The following is a 20,023-nucleotide window of genomic DNA, read 5'->3' as shown; positions in this document are numbered from 1 at the left end:
GTTTGGCGAGAACTTTAATTCCGCATTGAATACGGTTTTTGCAGTCCTCAACCTTCCTCATGGTGAGCCCCGTCGAACCACGCACAAAGTTGGAGCCAATGGCAGATTTGAAGGTGGCTGTATGATCCCATCTCAACTCCCCCGCAACCTGGTCCCCGCTGCGGCAACTTGGAGGCCCTTCGGGGCCTGTCTTTTTTATCAGCAATGGTGAGGACTAATCTGCGGCTTGCTCTTTCTGGTGGAGCGGCAGTGTTAAAACCACAACGAAACCGCGTTCATTGCGTGGACGGAAACTCAGGCTTCCGCCATGGGCCTTGGCAACTTCCTGTGCGATCGCGAAGCCGAGTCCGGAGCCGCCTTCGTGGGATTTCGATGTAGAGAAACGCTGCATCGCCTTTTCCCACCCTTCCGGTGGGATGCCTGGCCCATCATCTTCGACCTCGACAAAGGCGTGCGTTTGGTCCGCATTGACCCGCACTTCCAGACGATTACGAGTGCCATGACGCAGCGCATTATCAATGACGTTGACAATCGCCTCGCGAAGGCTGACCGCATCGCCCAGGACAAAGGGGCGATCCTCCGGCGCCTCGAAGGAAACGACAATATCCGGATCAACAGTAATGGGCACAGCCGCACGCCAAGCGCGCCGAGCCACATCAACGAGACTGATGGGTTCCAGTTGCACAGAATCGGCGCGGTGAACAACCATGGCATGACTGAGCAATTGATTGGTCAAGCGGGATAACTCGTCCGTGCGTTCCTTGACGCGATCAAAATGCTGGCGGTCGGCTTTACTCATTTTCCCTGAACCAAGCAGATCAATCTGGGCATTAAGTGCGGTAAGCGGGGTGCGTATCTGATGAGCGGCATCGGCGATGAAGCGCTGCAGCAGGTCGACCCGCTCACCAAGACGACCCATAAAATGATTGATTGAACCGACAAATGGATCAAGTTCGCGCGGCACATCGACAGAAACTGGTGTCAAATCATGGGGATCGCGGCCGCGGACTTCCGTCCCCAAATGTTCGACAGGCTTGAGCGCATAACGAATGGCAAGCATGGCCCCGACAAATGCCAGAAGGCTCATGACGATCACCAATATAGTCGCGCGCAAAGTGAGTTCGCGGGTCAATGCCGATCGCGCTTCATTTGTCTGTGCGACGATGACATAGGCGCGGCCCGTAACGGCTGGATCAGCGAGAACGCGGGTGGCGCGGGTAATACGAACATCCTCTCCCTTATAAGTGCCCTCTTCGACACGCATTGCATCATCATTGCCTTCCGGAGCGCGCGGACTCTCAAGGTCGTCATAGCCGGTAAGCGTTTCGCCATTGGTATCAATGACGCGGTAGAAAATCCGGTCACGATCGGCAAGACCTAGGAGCTCGAAAGCCGAGGCCGGAAGGCGAACACTGAGCTTTCCATCTTCAACTGCCAGGCTTTCCGCCATTTGCAGCGCAGCGCCCACAAGCAGACGGTCATAGGCCTTGTCCGCGGCGGTGTCGGCATAATACCAGGCGGCGCTGACCAGCAGAGCTGCCCCAACACCAAGAACCAGCGAAATGCGCCTTGCAAGGCGCGCGAACAGCGAAGGTTGGGTTGCGCGCATTTCAGGCAGCATCGCCGGACACCAATTGATAACCCAAGCCGCGAACAGTGACGATGCGGGCTTTGGCTCCATCAAGTTTTTTGCGCAAACGGCCAATATAGAGTTCGATGGCATTGGCATTGGCCGCCTCATCGAATCCGAAAATCTGGTCGAGCAATTCATCCTTGCTGAAAACGCGGCCCGGCCTGGCGACCAATACCTCCAGCAAAGTCAGCTCGCGCCGCTTCAACTGTATTTCACGCTTGCCCACATGGACAGAACGCGTGGCGCGATCCACGGCAATATCGCCGCATTTGATAAGGTTGGTCGCTTCCCCGCCACCATGGCGACGCATTAAAACGCGAGCACGGGCCTCCAATTCGCGGAAGTCGAATGGCTTGACCAGGTAGTCGTCCGCGCCAAGATCAAGTGCGCTCACGCGGTCATCAATTTCCGATCTGGCCGTGAGGATCAGCACGGGAACGGCATTTCCCGACTTGCGGATGGATTTGAGAATTTCAAAACCGTCCATGCCCGGCAGCATGACGTCAAGAATGATGAGCGCGTATTCGGTAAAATCAATTATTTCCGCCGCATTGCGCCCGTTGGTTTCCCAATCGACGGCATGGCCAGTCGCTTCAAAGCGCTTGACGATCGCTTCTCCCACATCGTGCGTGTCTTCTACCAGCAATATGCGCATGGTGTTTCATTGGCACGAAACAGGAAAGCCCGCAAACAGTATCGATTGCCGCCCGCGCAACTGCTCAACCCAGCCAGCATAGATGATTGCAACCCTGCATTCGTTGCAGCACGTGTGAATTCAGGCGATGGGTCAGACGCTTATTCGATTTTGAGCGCAGAAGCAGCAGCATTGAGCCAGCCAGTGCATCAAGGAAGATAGGCTTCCTTGACTGCGGCATCAGCCTTGCTCTCAAACTTGGAGGTAAGCTATGTGGCCAAAACCGCTTAGCATTACCCTCATCGTAAAAAGAACCCGGACCGGCTGGCAGCTGGTGATCCGGGTTCACTTTACGAAATGAGGAAAGGGGCGGACGAAAGTTCGCCCCACTCCAAGAACAAATATAGCATCTCATCGACCATTGCTAAAGTGTCAATTCGTCTAATGCGAAACTCTTCAGGGCTGGACGGCGGCAGGCAGAGTATTATTCTGCAATTTCAAAACAGGCTAGGACTCACAGACAATGCACATGAATTTGAGCAGCCGCACGCCAGGGTTGCAATGGCTGGCTCTGCTTGCCCTATCCCTGCTCTTTTTTGTAATTTTTCAGGCCATGCGCCTCCCCGCAGCGCTGCTTCTTGGCCCCATGGCAGCGGCGATTGCGATTGCGGCGGCTGAAGGCGCCATTCGTGTTCCGGTACGTCCTTTCATCCTATCTCAAGGTGTAATCGGTTGTCTTATTGCCCATAGTATCGAACCCTCGACGCTGAAAGAAATGGTGCATGACTGGCCGATTTTCCTGATGGTCATTGCATCTGTAATTTTTGCCAGCAACACGCTCGGCTGGTTTCTCGCACGTTGGCAGGTACTGCCAGGTACGACGGCAGTCTGGGGTTCGTCGCCGGGTGCAGCTGCCGCGATGACCCTGATGGCCGAAGCCTATGGCGCGGATATCCGCCTCGTCGCCTTCATGCAATATCTGCGCGTTGTTTTCGTAGCAGTGATCGCCTCGCTCGTTTCCCGCATGTGGATAACAGGTCCGGCCGCCGCAGCACCTGAATTCATCTGGTTCCCACCACTCGACTGGTTAGGCTTTGGCCAGACCTTGATTCTGATCATAGGAGGAAGTTGGCTCGCGGTCAGGTTGCGTATCCCGGCTGGACCAATGCTGGTGCCGATGATTCTCGGCATTATTCTTCACAATACCGGCCTGATGACCATCGTACTGCCGCCCTGGATGCTTGCAGCCAGCTATGCGCTGATCGGCTGGAACATCGGCTCACGGTTTACGCGGCCGATCCTCGTTCATGCAGCGCGCGCCCTGCCCCGCGTGGTTGCATCCATCCTTACACTCATCACCATATGCGGCGGCATTGCAGCCTTGCTGGTTTATTTCGCCGATATTGACCCGCTAACAGCCTATCTTGCAACCAGCCCGGGCGGTGCCGATTCCATCGCTATTATTGCCGCCTCAAGCGATGTGGATTTGCCATTCGTCATGGCCATGCAAACAGCGCGTTTTCTCATCGTGCTTGTAACAGGCCCAGCCATCGCCCGCTTCATAGCAAAGCGCACGGGGCTGACCGGCAGGAATGATCTTTGATAATGTGGGAAAAATGGTACGGACGGGTGGATTCGAACCACCGACCTCAGGAGCCACAATCCTGCGCTCTAACCAACTGAGCTACGACCGCACACCGTCAAGTTTTTGACTTGGCGTCACATACGGAGAATTGATGCTTTTTGCAAGCGCTTGATGCAACAAAAGGCAGGGACATTCCCAAAAAAACGCCAAGCTACCTCCAGAAAAGAAAAAAGGCCGGGGGGAGGACCCGGCCTTTTCCATAAATGCGAGAATGGCTGGGAGGAGATGCCGGTTCTCGCGTCTCCGGCGGCTGGGAGGAGGAATGCCGCTGGAGAATATCTGGATCGCCTAACGCCTTTGCAGGCAAAAATTGCGATCCGCAGGTGCCTGATCAGGCTACCTTTACGTCCTTGATTGCCTTCTCTACAGCCGACTTGACCGGTGCGGAGATTTCTTCAACTGCCTTGGAAGCAACAGCCTGAAGCTCTTTGGCCTGGCCGGAGATTGCTTCAGCCTGCTTGCGAACAAATGCAGTCTGCAGTTCGATAACTTCGCCGAACGACTTTACGCCGAACAGAGCTTCGATATGTGCAAAGCCAGCTTCTGTGTTGGTGCGCAGGGCAGCAAGCGCCTTCAACGAAAGAGCCGTGCCATTGGACTGGGCAGTTTCGAAAGTTGTTTCAAGAGTCTTCTGTGCAGCTTCAGCCTGATCCTTGATCTTGGCATAGGCTTCCTTGGACTGGGCAACACCCTTTTCAGTGAATTCGCGAACCTGATCGGTTACAGCGGTAGCGTCGAAGGCAGGCATTGCAAATGCGTCGGCAGTCTGTTTAGCAGTCTTGCTCATAATAAAGCCCTTCCTTGGTGCAGATGTTTGTCTCTGCAAGTGATTTGATAGGCCGAATATAATACATTTATTGTGCATTGCAACATTTTTCTTGCAGCGCACCATTTCCCGTTGATTTTCCAAGGAAATTATTCTGGGGACCATTAAAAGGCGCTGATCGAAGTTAACTAAACCAAGAGAAAGAGCTGGCAGATAAGAGGCAGCCAGTGGACGCGCGCCGTTGTGGCTATTATTAATAAAGTATTAAGGACGTCGCATGGATGCGGTGGTCCGCTACGGAGCTGCTAAACAATAATGGCGTCTGGAACATACCCGTTCATCGACATTGCCGTTCTCGATGAAATTCGCGAGCATTTTGCCAATGGCGATGCGCTTGTGGTCATTTCACCCGATCTTGCAAATGTCATCTGGGCCAATGGCCAGGGCGCCTCCATGCTTGGATATGCGACAGTCGATGACATATTGACTGCTGGCACGGTGCTGGGCGTTCAGGCACAGCGGCAGTTGAAGGCGCTGGACGGCTTTCCTTCCATCGGGCATGGGCGCAGTGTTTCGCTTCGCATTGCATTCGGGCTGACCAGCCGCATTCTAACCTTTCAGGCCAGCGATATTATTCTGCCGCGCGGCGAACAGGCTATCGTGCTTTCAATCGCCAATAATGACCGCGTGAGTTCCGAGGAGCAGATCGCAGCTCTGGCGATAAAAGGCTTTGGTGACGAAACAACCCATGCCGCCATGGTCGATGGATCAGGCGTTATCATCGCAGCATCGCAACAATTCTCAACGCTTGGCTTTAATGACAAGAGCCTTGGCGACCTGGTGCGCGAAGTCCGCCATGAGCGTAATCGGCTGGTGAAGCGCGCTGTCACGACGATAAAGGGTATCGTGCCGACAGGTATAGCCCGGCTGACTGATAGCCCTGCCCTGCATTTATTGCTGGCTATCGAACCTGAGAATGTCGGGCTGGTGGCGCCTGCCGAGAATGTAATCCCCGCCGCACCTGTTCCAGATGCCGAAGTGAAGGACATGCCGCAGGCAAGTCTGTCATTCGAACCGATTGCGCCTGCCATAACTGCCGAAGATAAACAGACGGCAGTAAGATCAAGCGAGAGCGAACCAGTTTCCGAGACGTTTCAATATAGGCCCAGTGACACATCCGCCCGTTTTGTCTGGAAAGTGGATGCGCAGGCCAATTTCAGCGAGATTTCGCCGGAATTCGCGGCAGCAGTCGGGCCGGTTTCAGCCGATATTATCGGCAAATCTTTTCGCGACGTGGCCGCCCAATATGGTTTTGATGCGGATGGCGAAATAGCCGGGCTGCTTGAACGGCGCGATACATGGTCAGGGCGGGCCGTGCTTTGGCCAATCGAGGGCACCAATCTGCGCGTGCCAATTGAACTTGCAGCATTGCCCATCTATTCGCGTGAGCGGGTCTTTTTGGGCTTTCGCGGCTTTGGTGTAGCCAAAATGGCAGAGGTCGTTGAGGACTTGACCGTCATCGACACGCCATTGGACTCGAGCGGGCTGGAAACTTCGGTCGATCCGATAGCTGCCAGCGAGCCCGATTCATTTGGGGGCGAACCGCCGGCTCTTGCCACCGCATCATCAGAGCCCAGCAATGTTGTAGCGCTGAAAACCCAGCGGCCCTTGCAGAATGATGGCCGCTTGAATGATGCAGAACGCAATGCATTTCGTGAGATTGCCGAGAGGCTGCGCCGGGAGGTTCTTGCAGAGCCCGCTTCTGTTAACGCAGAAGAAGCCGTTACTGATCGGGAAGAAAAAGCGAAGCCTGTAGCCGCGAAAGCCAAGGTGCCTGAAGCCGAGATTGTTGGGCCCGGATTTGCCGCTGACGCGCCGTCGAAGAGTTTTGCCAGCGACATTCGCGAGCAGGTGCGCCAGGGCGTCGACACATCGATTCTGGCAGCCTTGCCGCTTGCTGTTTTGATCCATCGTGAAGGCCAGATTCTTTATGCCAACAAAGCCATGCTTGATGCGACGGCTTATGAGAGTGCAGAAGAAATCAATGTCGCTGGCGGATTAAGCACCCTTTTCGCCGACGGCCCTGAAGGCGAAGACGAGGATGAAGGCGGCATGAATTTGCGCCGCAATGACGCTTCGACGCTCCGTGTTGAAGCACATTTACAGGCTGTGCGCTGGAATGATGAAAACGGCGATGGGTCACGCGCCCTGCTTCTGGCTTTGTCGCCCCAAACAAAGGCCAATCATTTCGACGAAAGCGAACGACTGCTGCTGCAGACGCGGATCGATGAGCTCAACGCCATTCTCGATACGGCTACCGATGGTGTGATCCTGCTTGACTCCGCAGGTTCCATCCGCTCGATCAATCACTCTGCTTCCGCGCTGTTTGGCTATGAACCGGAAGAGGTCAACGGCAAAGCATTCTCGCTCCTGTTCGCTATCGAAAGCCAAAGAGCGGCGATGGATTATCTCAACAGCCTTTCCAATAATGGTGTTGCCAGCCTGCTGAATGATGGGCGCGAAGTGATTGGCCGCGAATGTCAGGGGCGTTTTATTCCGCTGTTCATGACAATCGGCAAGCTGGACGCTTCCAAAGGATATTGTGTCGTGCTGCGCGACATAACCCACTGGAAACGCGCGGAAGAAGAACTGCTAAGCGCCAAGCGCGAGGCTGAACGCACGTCCACCCAGAAAAGTGAATTTCTGGCTCGCATTAGCCATGAGATCCGCACGCCGCTGAACGCCATAATCGGTTTTTCCGAATTGATGGCGGATGAAAAATTCGGTCCCATCGGCAGCGAGCGTTACCGCGACTATCTGCACGATATCAGCCGCTCGGGTAATCACGTGCTTTCGCTGGTCAATGATCTTCTGGATATTTCCAAGATCGAGGCTGGCGCTGTCGAGATGAATTTCGAGGCAGTCTCCTTGAACGACGCCCTGACGGAAGCTGTCGCGATCATGCAGCCACAAGCCAATCGCGAGCGCGTCATTATCCGGTCAAGCCTGACCTCGCGCTTGCCGGACATCGTGGCGGACAACCGCTCCATCACGCAGATCGCGCTGAATTTATTGTCAAATGCCGTGCGTTTTACCGGCCCCGGCGGGCAGGTCATCGTTTCGACAAGCTATGAAGCCAGCGGCGATGTTTTGCTGCGGGTACGCGATACAGGCATCGGCATGACCCGGCAGGAGGTCGAGCAGGCTCTGCGCCCCTACAAGCAGATTACAACACCGGGGAATGTTCGCAGCGACGGAACAGGTCTCGGTCTGCCGCTCACCAAAGCGATGGCGGAAGCAAACCGGGCGAGTTTCAATATTGATTCCAGCCCGGGCCGCGGAACGATGGTCGAAATTACGTTCCCTTCAACGCGGGTGCTGGCCGAGTAATCTTCCATCTTCGAATAAAGACACCCCTGCTGATATGCAGGGTATGGTCCTTATTGATCAGGCGACGATTTCAACGGGGCCATGATCATCGCAATGATCGCCATGTGGATGATGCAAATGCCCATCCACGAGATAATCAATATGATCCCCGTGGGGTACGGCCTCGTGGCCGCAGCCAGGACCATGCACATGGTCAGCATCGTGGCCCGAGCAATGATGTTCCGGTGTGCAGCGATCAGGATTCTTAGCGCTTACCTCAAGCACGTGCTCATCAATATGGTCGCCATGAGGGTGATGCAAATGGCCATCGTGAAGGTAGTCCACATGATCGCCGTGACGAATGGCGGTGTGGCCGCAATTAGGCTCATGCTTGTGATCATGATCGTGGTGATGCGGAAAAGAGCAGTTGCTCATAATTCATTCCTTTCAAAAAAACTTGGTGGTTAATGTTGCTCGATCGCATTCTCGATAAGCTTCAGGACGTGATCGTCGGCAATTAAATAGATCACGGTCTTACCGTCCTTACGTTCTCCGACCAGACGCGCGCCTGTCAATTTGAAAATGCGCGCGCACGGGATTAAACAGGAGCTTAGGCAATAAAATTGCGCCAAAGCCGTTTTATCGACTTGAATTGCTGCCCATGATGGCTAAACCGTTGATAGATAGTGCAATAGCACCATGAGCTTTGGCTCACTGGCTGTAAATCGGAATACTCATGTTCTGGCTGAGACCGAGAAACCTTTTGGCGACAATCCTGCTATTGGCATTTATCGCCGGTGGGATACTCGTTGCTTTGCCCAGCCTTGTCAGCACGGATCTCATTCGCGAGCGTTTGGCTCAAGAAATCAGCAACTGGACTGGCTACAGCGTCGAAGCAAGTCAAGAGCCTCACATTTCCTTCTTTCCAACATTCACCGCGTCAATGGGCAATGTGACCATCCGCAACCCATGGGCTACGGAAGGCCAACCCTTCATGCAGGCAGAGCGGATCGAGGTTGATCTTTCCCTGCTCTCGGCGTTGATGGGAAAAACCGAATTCACCGAGACCAAAATCATCAGGCCACGGTTTGTCCTCGATGAGCCAATTAAAAGCCTTGCAGATATTGGTGAAGCGCTTGCCAGGAGCGATGGGCGCATCGGCGATGTCGTGCGCGAGGCAAAGGCCGCTATCGTGGCCAACCCTGCCAAGCCGGATATGAGCACAGTGTCGTCGCAGCCATTCGGGCGTGTGCGGCTGGAAGATGCAATGGTCACGTTCAAAAGGCCCATCAACGGCGCTGAAGAACAGATTTCAAGCATAAGCGGTGTGTTTGACTGGCCGCAGACATCTGGCATTGCCAGCTTTCAGGGCAAAGCAATCTGGCATGGCGAAGAGACTGAAATCGACAGCTCTGCCAGCAAGGCGCTGCTGCTTCTGGCGGGCGGGTCAAGCCCGATGCAGATCAATCTGAGTTCGACGCCATTGACCCTTTCTTTCAATGGCTCCGCCAATATTGCCAAGGACCGTTTTTTTGAAGGGACACTATCCCTCACCTCACCATCGCTGCGACGCACGCTCGAATGGTCCCGAATGGCGGAAATCCCGACGGCGCCCATTGGCAGCTTTACGCTTGATGCTTCCGTTACCGGCTCCTCTTCCCGTGTGAAACTGGATAATCTGACGGCCACGCTGAACGACAATCCGGCAAAGGGTGTGATCGAAATCACGCTGAATAACGCGGCAACGGGCACTCCGCTTGGTATCAATGGAACGCTGGCATTCGAGACGTTGGACCTTCGCTCGGTTTTCTCCGGCATCATGCCGCTGCCGGATGGCTCAGCCAATTCCGACGCTGAGATAAACACGGCCTTTCTTAAACAGCTCAATCTTGATCTGCGGGTTTCGGCGCAAAAGGCAACGGCGGGCAATGTCAGCCTGACAAAGGTGGCGGCGACTGCACAAGTGCGGAATGGCCGCGCCATATTTGACATTGGCGATGCCACTGCTTTTGACGGCTCGGTTGCCGGAAGCTTCCAACTTGCCGACGAACCTGAAGCCGGGACAACCGGGGAGTTGCGCTTGAATGGAACCGATGTAAACAGCGCTTCCATTGCCTCGCTGCTCGGACTTGGAAATCGCTTTGAGCTTGGCAAGGGCACCGTGTCACTGGTGCTGAAGGGGCCGATAACACGCTGGTCCACAGCCTTGAGCAGCGCCAAGGGCACGCTATCCATGCGCTTCGGCAATGGTCAAATCCGTAGTCTCGATCTCAATCGCTTGCTTAGCAAAGCAAAGACAGATCGATTTTTCAGCCTGAACGAAAAGACCGATGCATGGCTTAGTCTCGACAGGCTGGAGCTTAAGGCAAATATCATGGACGGAGTCGCGGCGCTCGAAACGGCGCAGATCCAGAACAAGCTTGGCACCTTTACCTTTGCAGGCATTGTAACGCTTGTGAGCAAGAGCCTGGCACTCACCGGTGACTTCGCAGCACCGATCGCTACGCCCGCGCCTGCGGAAGGCGCGCCTGCTGATGCGCCAAAGCCGGAACCTATGTTCAATCATACGCGGTTCTTCATCGGCGGCTCGTGGGACAATCCATTCATCTCGCCAATCATTTCACAATAATTCGCCTATCCCTCTGGTGGAGAGAGAAAGGTTCGCGCTTTTTTTGCTGTTTACTTACGCTGCAAACAACAGCATTTCCTGCATCAATTCCGTGCGGCGGCCTGTTCATCGCGGGCGCGGTTGACCTCACGGCGCTTATTGGCAATCGAAGCGATGATTACTCCCACAGCAACAATGGCGATAAGGATCGTGCAGGCAGCATTGATCTCCGGTGTCACGCCAAGACGCACCTGCGAATAAATGCGCATCGGCAAGGTGGTTGCCCCTGGTCCAGAAGTGAAGCTGGAAATAACCAGATCATCAAGCGAGAGGGTGAAAGCAAGCATCCAGCCAGAGACGACAGCAGGAAGGATAACGGGCAATGTCACCTTGAAGAACGTCGTGACGGGCGTTGCGCCAAGGTCCATCGCCGCTTCTTCCAGCGAACGATCAAAGGTGACAAGGCGCGACTGAACCACCACGGCCACGAAGCACATGGAAAAAGTGATATGCGCGAGCGTGACTGTCAAAATGCCCCTGTCGAGACCGATGGCGACAAAGAGCAACAGCAGTGACAGACCTGTGATGACTTCAGGCATGACCAGCGGCGCATAGATCATCGCGGAAAAGAGCATGCGCCCCCGAAAGCGCGTGTAGCGGGTCATCGCCAACGCACCGAGCGTGCCAAGAATGGTAGCAAAGGTCGCCGAAATCAGGCCGACACGGATGGTAACCCAAGCCGCATCGATAAAGGCTTGGTTGTGGAAAAGCGATACATACCATTTGGTCGAGAAACCGGCCCAAACGGTGACGAGACGGGACTCGTTGAACGAATAGATCACCAGCAGAACGATGGGCAGATAAAGAAAGGCAAAGCCCAAAACCAGCGAAGCAATGTTAAAGCGGGACCAGGTTGTGTTCATTTTATTTCCCGCTTTCCTGGGCTTTGGCTTCGGACCGCTGGAACAGCACAATGGGCACGACCAGCAGCAAAAGCAGGACAACCGCAACCGCCGACGAGACAGGCCAATCGCGGTTTGAGAAGAATTCGCTCCACAATGTCTTGCCGATCATCAGCGTAGACGAGCCGCCCAAGAGATCAGGAATGACAAACTCGCCGGTAGCCGGAATGAAAACAAGGAAGCAACCGGCAATGACACCGGGCATTGAGAGTGGAAATGTGATCTTCCAGAACGCCATGAGCGGCGGGCATCCAAGATCTTCGGCAGCTTCAACCAACGAATAATCCATCTTTTCCAAAGCCGAATAAATCGGCAGGACGAGGAACGGCAGATAAGAATAGACGATACCGATGAAAATCGCCGTATTGGTGTTGAGAATATTCAGCGGGGTATCGATGACATTGGCCCACATCAGAAACTGATTGAGCAATCCTTCGGGCTTCAAAATGCCTATCCACGCATAAACGCGAATAAGAAAACTGGTCCAGAATGGAAGAATGACAAGCATAAGCAGAGTCGGGCGAACGCTTGCAGGCGCGCGCGCCATGCCATAGGCGATTGGATAGCCTATGATGAGTGTCAGAAGGGTTGAAACCGCCGCTATGAGCAGGCTGGAAATATAGGCCTTATAGTAAAGCGGATCCTCGACCAGCCAGATATAATTATCCCAGGAGAACTGCGATATGCTGTTGAAGACAGACCTGATACCCGCCGTAATATCAAGCACGGGCGTATAGGGCGGAATGGCCATCGCCACTTCGGACAGGGAAATCTTGAATACGATGAGGAATGGAACAAGAAAGAAGACGAGCAGCCACAGATAAGGGACGCTGATGACCAACCGGCTTGTGACGGATGCTATCAATTTTTGCATCGGATAGCCCTCCTCACGCGGTTAAAAGAATACCGGCATCGGTATCGAAATTGACCCAGACCATATCCTCATATCCAAGCGGGTCTTCCACCGTGCGCACTGCATTCAGGCTTGCCGCCTTGATGATACGGCCATTTTCAAGCCGCACATGGAAAACTGTCATGTCACCGAAATAGGCAATGTCGTAAAGCTCGCCATAAGCGGTGTTAACTGAGGAGTTTGCAGGCTCCTTACGGCTGATCCTGATTTTCTCCGGCCGGATTGCGAAACCGACCGTTTGCCCGACAGAACAGTCGCGCGTCGCCTCCGTTCGGATCGTCATTTTATCGGTCGCAACGTCAATATCGATCTTGCCCTTTTCGACCGCCGCCGCCGTACCCTCGAACATATTCACATTGCCGATAAAGTCTGCGACAAATTTCGAATTAGGTGCTTCGTAAACTTCTGCAGGGGTCGCCACTTGCTTGACCTTGCCCTTGTCCATGACCGCGATGCGATCTGACATGGTCATTGCCTCTTCCTGATCATGCGTTACCACGACGAATGTCAGACCAAGCTTCATCTGCAGGTCCATGAGTTCGAACTGGGTTTCCTCGCGCAGCTTCTTGTCGAGTGCGCCCAGAGGCTCATCCAGAAGCAAAACCTTTGGCCGCTTGGCGACACAACGCGCCAAGGCAACGCGCTGGCGCTGCCCGCCAGAAAGCTGGTGCGGCTTGCGCTTGGCAAATTGTTCGAGCTTGACCAGTTTGAGCATCTCGGCAACGCGGGCTTCGATCTCGTTTTTGGGCATGCCATCCTGCTTGAGGCCAAAGGCGATATTGCCCTCGACTGTCATATGCGGAAACAGCGCATAGGACTGGAACATCATATTGACCGGACGCTTATACGGCGGAATGCCGCTCATATCCTGGCCATCAATCAAAATACGGCCCGATGTCGGTGTTTCAAAGCCAGCCAGCATGCGCAGCAGCGTTGACTTGCCGCAACCCGACGCGCCGAGCAGCGCAAAGAACTCACGATTGTAGATATTCAGGGAAAGATCGTCGACCGCGGTGAAATCGCCGAATCTCTTGGTAACGTTCTCGACAGCGATGAAGGGCTTTGCTTCCGGATCATTCCAGGGTGCAAATTTGCGGCGAAAACTTCCCAATGACTTCATAATATGCCCCGATATTCTGTCGCTTTTGTTAAAAGACCCCGGCAATTGCTGCCGGGGTCTTTGTTGATTATTGGCCTGTGACGACTTTGGTCCACAGGCGCGTCACCACACGCTGAATTTTGGTATCGTAGGGCGTGACGGTAAACAGTTTCGACAGAACTTCAGGCGTTGGATAAATCGCCGGATCATCCATGATTTCCTTGCTGACGAATTCCTGCGAGGCCTTGTTGCCATTGGCATAGAAGACCACGTTGGAAGCCTTGGCGGCTACATCCGGACGCATCAGATAATTGATGAGTTCGTGTGCTTCGGCCACATGCGGCGCATCGGCAGGAATGGCCAGCACGTCGAACCACATTTGCGCAGCACCCGGAATGGAATAGCCGACTTCAACACCGGCCTTGGCTTCCGCTGCGCGGTCGCGGGCCTGGAAAATATCGCCCGAATAGCCAAGTGCAAGGCAGATATCGCCATTGGCCAGTCCATTAATATATTCTGACGAATGGAACTTGCGGATATTGGGGCGGGTCTTTTCCAGCAACTCGCCGGCCTTTGCCAGGTCGTCTGGGTTCTTGCTGTCCGGATCAAGACCAAGATAGGCAAGAACGGATGGCAGGACATCGGTTGCCGAGTCGAGAACATGAATGCCGCAATCCTTGAACTTGGCAGCCAGTTCCGGCTTAAACAATGCATCCCATGTCGGCGGCTCATCATTGCCCAGGATTTCCTTGGCTTTGGCTACGTTATAACCAAGGCCCGTGGTTCCCCACATCCAGTCAACCGCATATTCATTGCCGGGATCGTATTTCTGGACGCGCTCGGAGATGACGTCCCACATATTGGAGAGGTTTGGCAGCTTTGACTTGTCGAGCTTTTGGAATACCCCGGCAGCAATCTGGCGCTGGAGAAAGGAGGCTGTCGGAACAACAACATCATAGCCGGTTCCGCCCGCCAGAAGCTTGGTTTCCAGAATTTCGTTGGAGTCGAAGGTGTCATAGACGACCTTGATCCCTGTTTCCTTGGTAAAATCTTCAAGAGTGGTCGGGTCAATATAGTCTGACCAGTTGTAGACATTAACGACGCGTTCCTGCGCCCACACGGATGTGTTCAGCCCCAGCGCAAGCGTTGCGGTTAACAATATAGTTTTGATACCCATTATTTTCTCCATGCTGCCAGCACCTTCTACAATGCCGCTCGTTCCCAGATCGACGCTTTACTGTATCTTTGTGCATCCGCGAAGGTGCACCGCACAGGTAAGTTTCCCCTACCTTTTTAGATTGCGATGACTTCGTCAACTGGGATCGCGCAGGTCTTATGCAGAAAGTTGTTTGGGCATGAATTTTTTTGCATCAAACTCCGTGGTGTTACGCACCTTTGCCCCGGAAAAACACAGAACGTATCAGTGTAAAAAAGCGATTAAGCAACAGGGAAAGCCGGCTTGGTGGTCCACCGTACTTTTCATAAAACTCATCCTCCGACATCCGGCACCTTTGATTCCGGCTTATTAGCTGATGGGCCGTACCCCACAACAGGTAAAAATCGCCACTCATATTTATCTCCAGTAAAAAACCGTTTGCACATGAGAGAAGAATGGGCAGATTAATGGCTGTTTTCTACGAGCAACGATGAAACAGATTTTTCAAAAATGAAAAACGAGAATTGGGATGACCTGAAACTTTTCCTGCATGTTGCGCGCGAGGGTGGCTTAACCGGCGCATCGGAAAAAACCGGTGCAAGCCCGGCGACAATAGGACGGCGGCTATTGGCTTTGGAGCGCCAGATGGGGCGCAACTTTTTCATACGGCGGCAAACCGGTTATTCGCTGACCAAGGACGGACAAGCGCTGCTCACACATGTTCTGGCGATGAACGAAGCCGCCCGGTCTATCGGCGCCTGGAATGAAGGCGTCAATGAGCTTCCGACGGTGCGTATTTCAGCTGGCAGCTGGATGTCGCATTTCATTGCGGTCAATCTGGCGCAGCTATGGACGCCTGACGACCCATTCCGTCTTTGTTTCAAGACGGCGGAAATCCGTCTTGATCTGGCGCATCGCGAAGCGGAAATCGGCATTCGCAACAGCTTTCCGGAAAGCAGCAATCTGGCGGCGCGACCGATCGGCGATGTTGCCTATGCACCCTACTGCGCCAGCCATTTCAACATGGTGCGTGACTGCAACTGGGTGGGGATCGGGGCTGATGACGCGGTCGCACCTTCTGCGCGCTGGCTGCTTGCTCAGACAGACCTATGGGTGACGATCTGGGCAAATAATCCGCGCATGCTGCATGATCTTCTGCGTAGCGGAGCCGGACGGGGAGTGCTGCCGTGCTTTGTTGGCGATACTGACCCTTCGCTGGTGCGGGCCGGCGAGGAGATCAAGCCGCTTTATCACCGGCAATGGCTGGTGATGCATGATGATGACAGGCGGCGCCCGGAAATCCGCACCTTGGTCGAGCGGCTTGCGCAACTGATCGAAAAACAGCAGCCGCTGTTTCGTGGCCAAAGGCCGAGAGGATGATTACTGAAAATCAAACGCGCTCAAGCCTGTGACCATTTCATCAAGGCCGAGCGGGCGTGTAACCGGTGGTTCGGCACGGGAAAGACAGGCCGAACGCTCGCACAGGCGGCAGGCGGGCCCGACAGGCGTGAGGCCAACAAACTTGCCAAGAGGCGCGGCACTAATGCTGCGATTTCCCAGCGCGCTGCCATAGACTGTCTCATCGGCAAAGCTGATGTCACATCCCAGCAGAAGTGCAGTACGACGCGGACGCTCATTGAAAGCGCCTTGCGGACCTTCGAGCGTGCGCGCGATGGTCAAAAACTCTGCACCATCCGGCATTTCCACCGCCTCAACCAATATTTGACCGGGCTGCGCGAAGGCCGAATGAATGGCGAGTTTGGGACAGTCGCCGCCAAAGCGCGATTGTGGAAAACCCTGCGCGCCCGCCCTGCGGAAACGGTTTCCCGCATGATCGACTTCGAGCATGAAAAAGGGAATGCTGTTACCGGGTGCGGCAAGCGTGGTGAGCCGGTTTGCCGCTTGTTCGAACGAAACGGAGAAACGAGAGCGCAGCACATCAATGTCATATCTGGCGCGTGCAGCGGCTGTCTGGAACGCCTGATAGGGCATCATCAGCGCATGGGCGGCGTAGCGGCCAAATTCAAAGCGGGCGATACGGCGGGCTTCGTCGGATGAGAATTTGAGATCCTGAATTTCGGCGGCAATGACCACCTGCATGCGGATCAGCGCCGCCTCCATGGCCAGTTCACGCAACTGGTCGAAAGGCGACAGGCGCTCTGACAGAAACAGGCGCTGCGAGTGACGATCATAACGACGGCGCCAGTTGGGCATGGTCGCGACCGGCAGGATGCGAACTGTGGTGCCATATTCGCTTTTCAGCCAGGCCTTCAGCGCTCCTGAAAGATCATCCCCGGGCTTTATCAGACTGAGGAAGCTATCTACCTCTCCTTCAATGCGCGGGAAATAATTGGCGCGGCGCTCCATCACCTCGCGCACTTCATTGAGCGGCAGGCGCGTGCCGGAAAGCGATGGCGCCTGCCCGTCCTTGGCCAGAAGCGCCGAAAGATCCGACAGGCGCTCTTGCTGTTCGCGATAGGCGCGGTAGAGCTTGATCATGCCGGTTGCAGCATTGGGCGCAGCGTTGGAAATCTCGATCAGTTCCTGATCACCCGGCAGTTCTCCATTCAACAGCGGATCAGAAAATACCTCTTTAAGCGACGCCATGGATGATCCGGTTTCAAGCTGCAGCGTATCCAGCTCGATCTTATAGGTGGAGGATAGCTTGAGCAGGAGTTGCACGGTGAGCGGACGTTGATTGCGCTCGATCAGATTGAGATAGGAAGGCGAAATGCCGAGCGCCTCGGCCATGGAGGTCTGCGTTAAACCTTGCTCATTGCGGATGCGCCTGATGCGCGGACCTGCGAAGATTTTCCCCTCAGCCATCACAACTCCCGCATTCTGTGACAATATTTACATTAAAGCGCTCTTTGCAGCCTATTACAACATTTACAGATTTACAATCGCGATCTGTAAATCCCATTACAAGATAACTCGAAATATCGGCATAAAATGGCGATATTTCTCGCTTTCATCGCAGTGCAATGTAAATTTAGTCAAACAGAAGCGGCTATCTTGCTTCCTGATTTGGTCGCCGTGAGTGTTTACATCTATTTTTGGAGACGACAATGACTGATTTTTACAACCTTGTACCGAATGCGCCAGCTGGCCGCTTTGACAATATTGAGCGTCCATATACCGCTGAAGACGTCAAGCGGCTGCGCGGTTCGGTTCAGATAAAGCACACGCTGGCGGAAAACGGCGCGAACCGGTTGTGGAAACTCATTCACGAGGAGGATTTCGTCAATGCGCTTGGCGCGCTCTCCGGCAATCAGGCCATGCAGATGGTTCGCGCCGGGCTGAAGGCGATCTATCTCTCGGGCTGGCAGGTTGCCGCAGATGCAAATACAGCCTCATCCATGTATCCGGACCAGTCACTTTATCCGGCGAATGCGGCTCCCGAACTGGCAAAGCGCATCAACAAGACGTTGCAGCGTGCCGATCAAATCGAAACCGCCGAGGGTAAAGGTCTTTCGGTCGATACATGGTTTGCGCCGATCATCGCCGATGCGGAAGCAGGTTTTGGTGGCCCCCTGAATGCTTTTGAGATCATGAAAGCCTTTATCGAGGCAGGCGCGGCGGGCGTTCACTATGAAGATCAGCTCGCTTCGGAAAAGAAGTGCGGCCATCTTGGCGGCAAGGTTCTCATCCCGACAGCAGCGCATATTCGCAATCTCAATGCAGCGCGTCTGGCTGCGGACGTGATGGGTACGCCAACACTGGTTATTGCCCGCACGGATGCGGAAGCTGCAAAGCTGCTGACTTCAGATATTGACGAGCGCGATCAGCCTTTCGTTGATTATGATGCGGGGCGGACAACAGAAGGCTTCTATCAGGTCAAGAATGGCCTCGACTCCTGCATTGCCCGTGCTGTCGCCTATGCACCACATGCGGATCTTATCTGGTGCGAGACATCCAAGCCTGATCTGGAACAAGCACGACGCTTTGCCGAAGGCGTGCACAAGGAACATCCGGGCAAGCTACTGGCCTATAATTGTTCACCTTCCTTCAACTGGAAGAAGCATCTGGATGAAGCAACAATTGCCAAATTCCAGCGCGAACTCGGTGCGATGGGCTATAAATTCCAGTTTATTACGCTGGCCGGCTTCCATCAGCTGAACTTCGGCATGTTTGAACTGGCACGTGGCTACAAGGACCGGCAGATGTCCGCCTATTCGGAACTGCAAGAGGCTGAGTTTGCCGCTGAAGCAAATGGCTACACCGCCACCAAACACCAACGCGAAGTTGGCACAGGCTATTTTGATGCGGTTTCACTGGCGATCACAGGTGGCCAGTCTTCAACAACTGCAATGAAGGAATCAACGGAAACCGCGCAATTCCGCCCGGCTGCCGAATAGAGATAACAAGAGGAGAACGATCATGGCTTCCATTTCACGCGTAAAAGAACGGGCTGAGGAACAGGCTTCCTCCATGAATACAGACCAGCAGGCTGTTATTCGTATGGTTGCCAATGATCTCCATCGCCTCAACCAGTCTGTCATGAAGGCGGTTGATGCCGGAGTTTCGGTCGAGCTGGTCCGCTCTGCCCGTCATCATGGCGGCGATGGAAACTGGGGAGACCTTTTGATCCCCGTCGTTGTAACCCGGCAGTAGAGATCAGGACCGTAATTCTGATCGGTAAACCGGTTCCCACTTTTCCTGGAAATAAGCTTTGTCTACGCAATTCCGGACGGAAAACCGGTTCCCACTTTTCCTGGAATTGCTCTGCTGTGGCCTTCTCTGGTTTCGGTCTGGGGACCAGCACGGCAGCGCAGAACCGCCCGCGAGAAATTGCGGGCGGTTTTGTTTTAACGGTTTCCAAAACGCATCACCTCGCCCGTCATTCTCTGGCTTGACCCGCGAACCCTAAGAACAGGAACGGCGCTATCAATGTGTGGATCCTCGGATATCCGCGCCACTTGCCGTGAGAACGCCGAGAAAATTGAAGAAGCCGGACCAGATGACGGCAATCTCGGCGGGAAGCGAGTTTGTATAGATGACTGTCGCGACGGCATTGGCAGTATCGTGGAAGCCGTTGACGAACTCAAAGCCCAATGCTGTGACCAGCGCCAGCCCCAAAAGTATCCATGGCACAGCGACAGAGCTCGTTAGATCCTGCGTCAGCGACCAGCCCACGTAGAACATGCCGCCAATGAAAATGGCAACCACGGCATAATTGGGCAAATTTCCGAGCTTTGCCAATGGGTGATCAACGCCCATTCCCATGTTGGTTGTATC

15 protein-coding genes, 1 tRNA gene and 1 pseudogene are annotated in these 20,023 nt (G+C 54.3%); 6 read left to right on the top strand and 11 right to left on the bottom strand.

What is annotated here, in order from left to right; translation table 11 throughout:
* Positions 1–214: 214 nt before the first annotated feature.
* Positions 215–1,621 carry a sensor histidine kinase gene (locus ACTJI9_RS09575; RefSeq protein ID WP_336440575.1) on the bottom strand — a complete coding sequence of 469 codons (1,407 nt, stop codon included), beginning with the start codon at positions 1,619–1,621 and terminating at the stop codon, positions 215–217.
* Entirely contained in the window at positions 1,611–2,288 is a 678-nt protein-coding gene (locus ACTJI9_RS09570) for a response regulator transcription factor (protein WP_115055249.1), read from the bottom strand. Before ACTJI9_RS09570 ends, ACTJI9_RS09575 begins: the two co-directional genes overlap by 11 nt.
* Positions 2,289–2,790: 502 nt before the next feature.
* Here ACTJI9_RS09570 and ACTJI9_RS09565 point away from each other — a divergent pair.
* On the top strand, positions 2,791–3,870 hold the full coding sequence (locus tag ACTJI9_RS09565) for an AbrB family transcriptional regulator (RefSeq protein ID WP_440807548.1): 1,080 nt from the start codon (positions 2,791–2,793) through the stop codon (positions 3,868–3,870).
* A gap of 14 nt (positions 3,871–3,884) precedes the next feature.
* On the opposite strand, the gene ACTJI9_RS09560 is transcribed toward ACTJI9_RS09565, so the two are convergent.
* Together ACTJI9_RS09560 and ACTJI9_RS09555 are read right to left on the bottom strand one after the other, a co-directional pair.
* Positions 3,885–3,961 (bottom strand) — tRNA-His (locus ACTJI9_RS09560).
* Positions 3,962–4,243: 282 nt separating this feature from the next.
* The gene (locus ACTJI9_RS09555; RefSeq protein ID WP_115055277.1) at positions 4,244–4,699 is read right to left on the bottom strand and encodes a phasin; all 456 of its coding nucleotides are present in this window, start codon (positions 4,697–4,699) and stop codon (positions 4,244–4,246) included.
* A gap of 294 nt (positions 4,700–4,993) precedes the next feature.
* Here ACTJI9_RS09555 and ACTJI9_RS09550 point away from each other — a divergent pair, with 294 nt between their 5' ends.
* Positions 4,994–8,068, top strand: a complete 3,075-nt coding sequence (locus ACTJI9_RS09550) for a histidine kinase dimerization/phospho-acceptor domain-containing protein (RefSeq protein ID WP_440807546.1) — start codon at positions 4,994–4,996, stop codon at positions 8,066–8,068.
* 57 nt (positions 8,069–8,125) lie between these two features.
* Here ACTJI9_RS09550 and ACTJI9_RS09545 read toward each other — a convergent pair whose 3' ends face one another.
* Positions 8,126–8,482 (bottom strand): hypothetical protein, encoded by a 357-nt coding sequence (locus ACTJI9_RS09545; RefSeq protein ID WP_440807544.1) that lies wholly within the window; start codon positions 8,480–8,482, stop codon positions 8,126–8,128.
* 301 nt (positions 8,483–8,783) lie between these two features.
* Here ACTJI9_RS09545 and ACTJI9_RS09540 point away from each other — a divergent pair, with 301 nt between their 5' ends.
* Positions 8,784–10,676 carry an AsmA family protein gene (locus ACTJI9_RS09540; protein ID WP_307282886.1) on the top strand — a complete coding sequence of 631 codons (1,893 nt, stop codon included), beginning with the start codon at positions 8,784–8,786 and terminating at the stop codon, positions 10,674–10,676.
* An 83-nt stretch (positions 10,677–10,759) separates the two neighbouring features.
* Here the strand turns inward: ACTJI9_RS09540 and ACTJI9_RS09535 are convergent, their stop codons facing one another.
* The 4 genes from ACTJI9_RS09535 to ACTJI9_RS09520 all read right to left on the bottom strand — a co-directional run bounded on the left by ACTJI9_RS09535 (position 10,760) and on the right by ACTJI9_RS09520 (position 14,806).
* Positions 10,760–11,578, bottom strand: a complete 819-nt coding sequence (locus ACTJI9_RS09535) for an ABC transporter permease subunit (protein ID WP_115055256.1) — start codon at positions 11,576–11,578, stop codon at positions 10,760–10,762.
* A gap of 1 nt (position 11,579) precedes the next feature.
* Positions 11,580–12,491 (bottom strand): ABC transporter permease subunit, encoded by a 912-nt coding sequence (locus ACTJI9_RS09530; protein WP_307282883.1) that lies wholly within the window; start codon positions 12,489–12,491, stop codon positions 11,580–11,582.
* Positions 12,492–12,504: 13 nt separating this feature from the next.
* Positions 12,505–13,650, bottom strand: coding sequence for an ABC transporter ATP-binding protein (locus tag ACTJI9_RS09525; protein WP_115055258.1), 1,146 nt, complete (start codon positions 13,648–13,650; stop codon positions 12,505–12,507).
* Positions 13,651–13,717: 67 nt separating this feature from the next.
* On the bottom strand, positions 13,718–14,806 hold the full coding sequence (locus ACTJI9_RS09520) for a polyamine ABC transporter substrate-binding protein (RefSeq protein ID WP_440807539.1): 1,089 nt from the start codon (positions 14,804–14,806) through the stop codon (positions 13,718–13,720).
* A 489-nt stretch (positions 14,807–15,295) separates the two neighbouring features.
* Between ACTJI9_RS09520 and ACTJI9_RS09515 the strand changes: the two genes are divergently transcribed.
* A complete protein-coding gene (locus ACTJI9_RS09515; protein ID WP_440807537.1) occupies positions 15,296–16,165 on the top strand; it encodes a LysR family transcriptional regulator in 870 nt (289 codons plus the stop codon).
* On the opposite strand, the gene ACTJI9_RS09510 is transcribed toward ACTJI9_RS09515, so the two are convergent.
* Entirely contained in the window at positions 16,166–17,611 is a 1,446-nt protein-coding gene (locus ACTJI9_RS09510) for a helix-turn-helix domain-containing protein (protein WP_307282876.1), read from the bottom strand.
* A gap of 242 nt (positions 17,612–17,853) precedes the next feature.
* Between ACTJI9_RS09510 and aceA the strand changes: the two genes are divergently transcribed.
* Both aceA and ACTJI9_RS09500 read left to right on the top strand, forming a co-directional pair.
* Positions 17,854–19,143 (top strand): isocitrate lyase, encoded by a 1,290-nt coding sequence (aceA, locus tag ACTJI9_RS09505; protein ID WP_115051249.1) that lies wholly within the window; start codon positions 17,854–17,856, stop codon positions 19,141–19,143.
* Positions 19,144–19,165: 22 nt separating this feature from the next.
* On the top strand, positions 19,166–19,399 hold the full coding sequence (locus ACTJI9_RS09500; protein WP_115051250.1) for an SMc00767 family acetate metabolism repressor: 234 nt from the start codon (positions 19,166–19,168) through the stop codon (positions 19,397–19,399).
* 297 nt (positions 19,400–19,696) lie between these two features.
* On the opposite strand, the pseudogene ACTJI9_RS09495 reads toward ACTJI9_RS09500, so the two are convergent.
* Positions 19,697–20,011, bottom strand: a pseudogene (locus ACTJI9_RS09495) (inorganic phosphate transporter); the annotation flags it as partial.
* Positions 20,012–20,023: the final 12 nt, after the last annotated feature.

This window comes from Phyllobacterium sp. 22552 (genome assembly GCF_052044585.1).
In the GTDB taxonomy this organism is placed as follows: Bacteria; Pseudomonadota; Alphaproteobacteria; order Rhizobiales; family Rhizobiaceae; genus Phyllobacterium; species Phyllobacterium ifriqiyense.
Note: the sequence above shows the minus strand (reverse complement) of the source record. Positions and strands in the feature narration are given on the sequence as shown.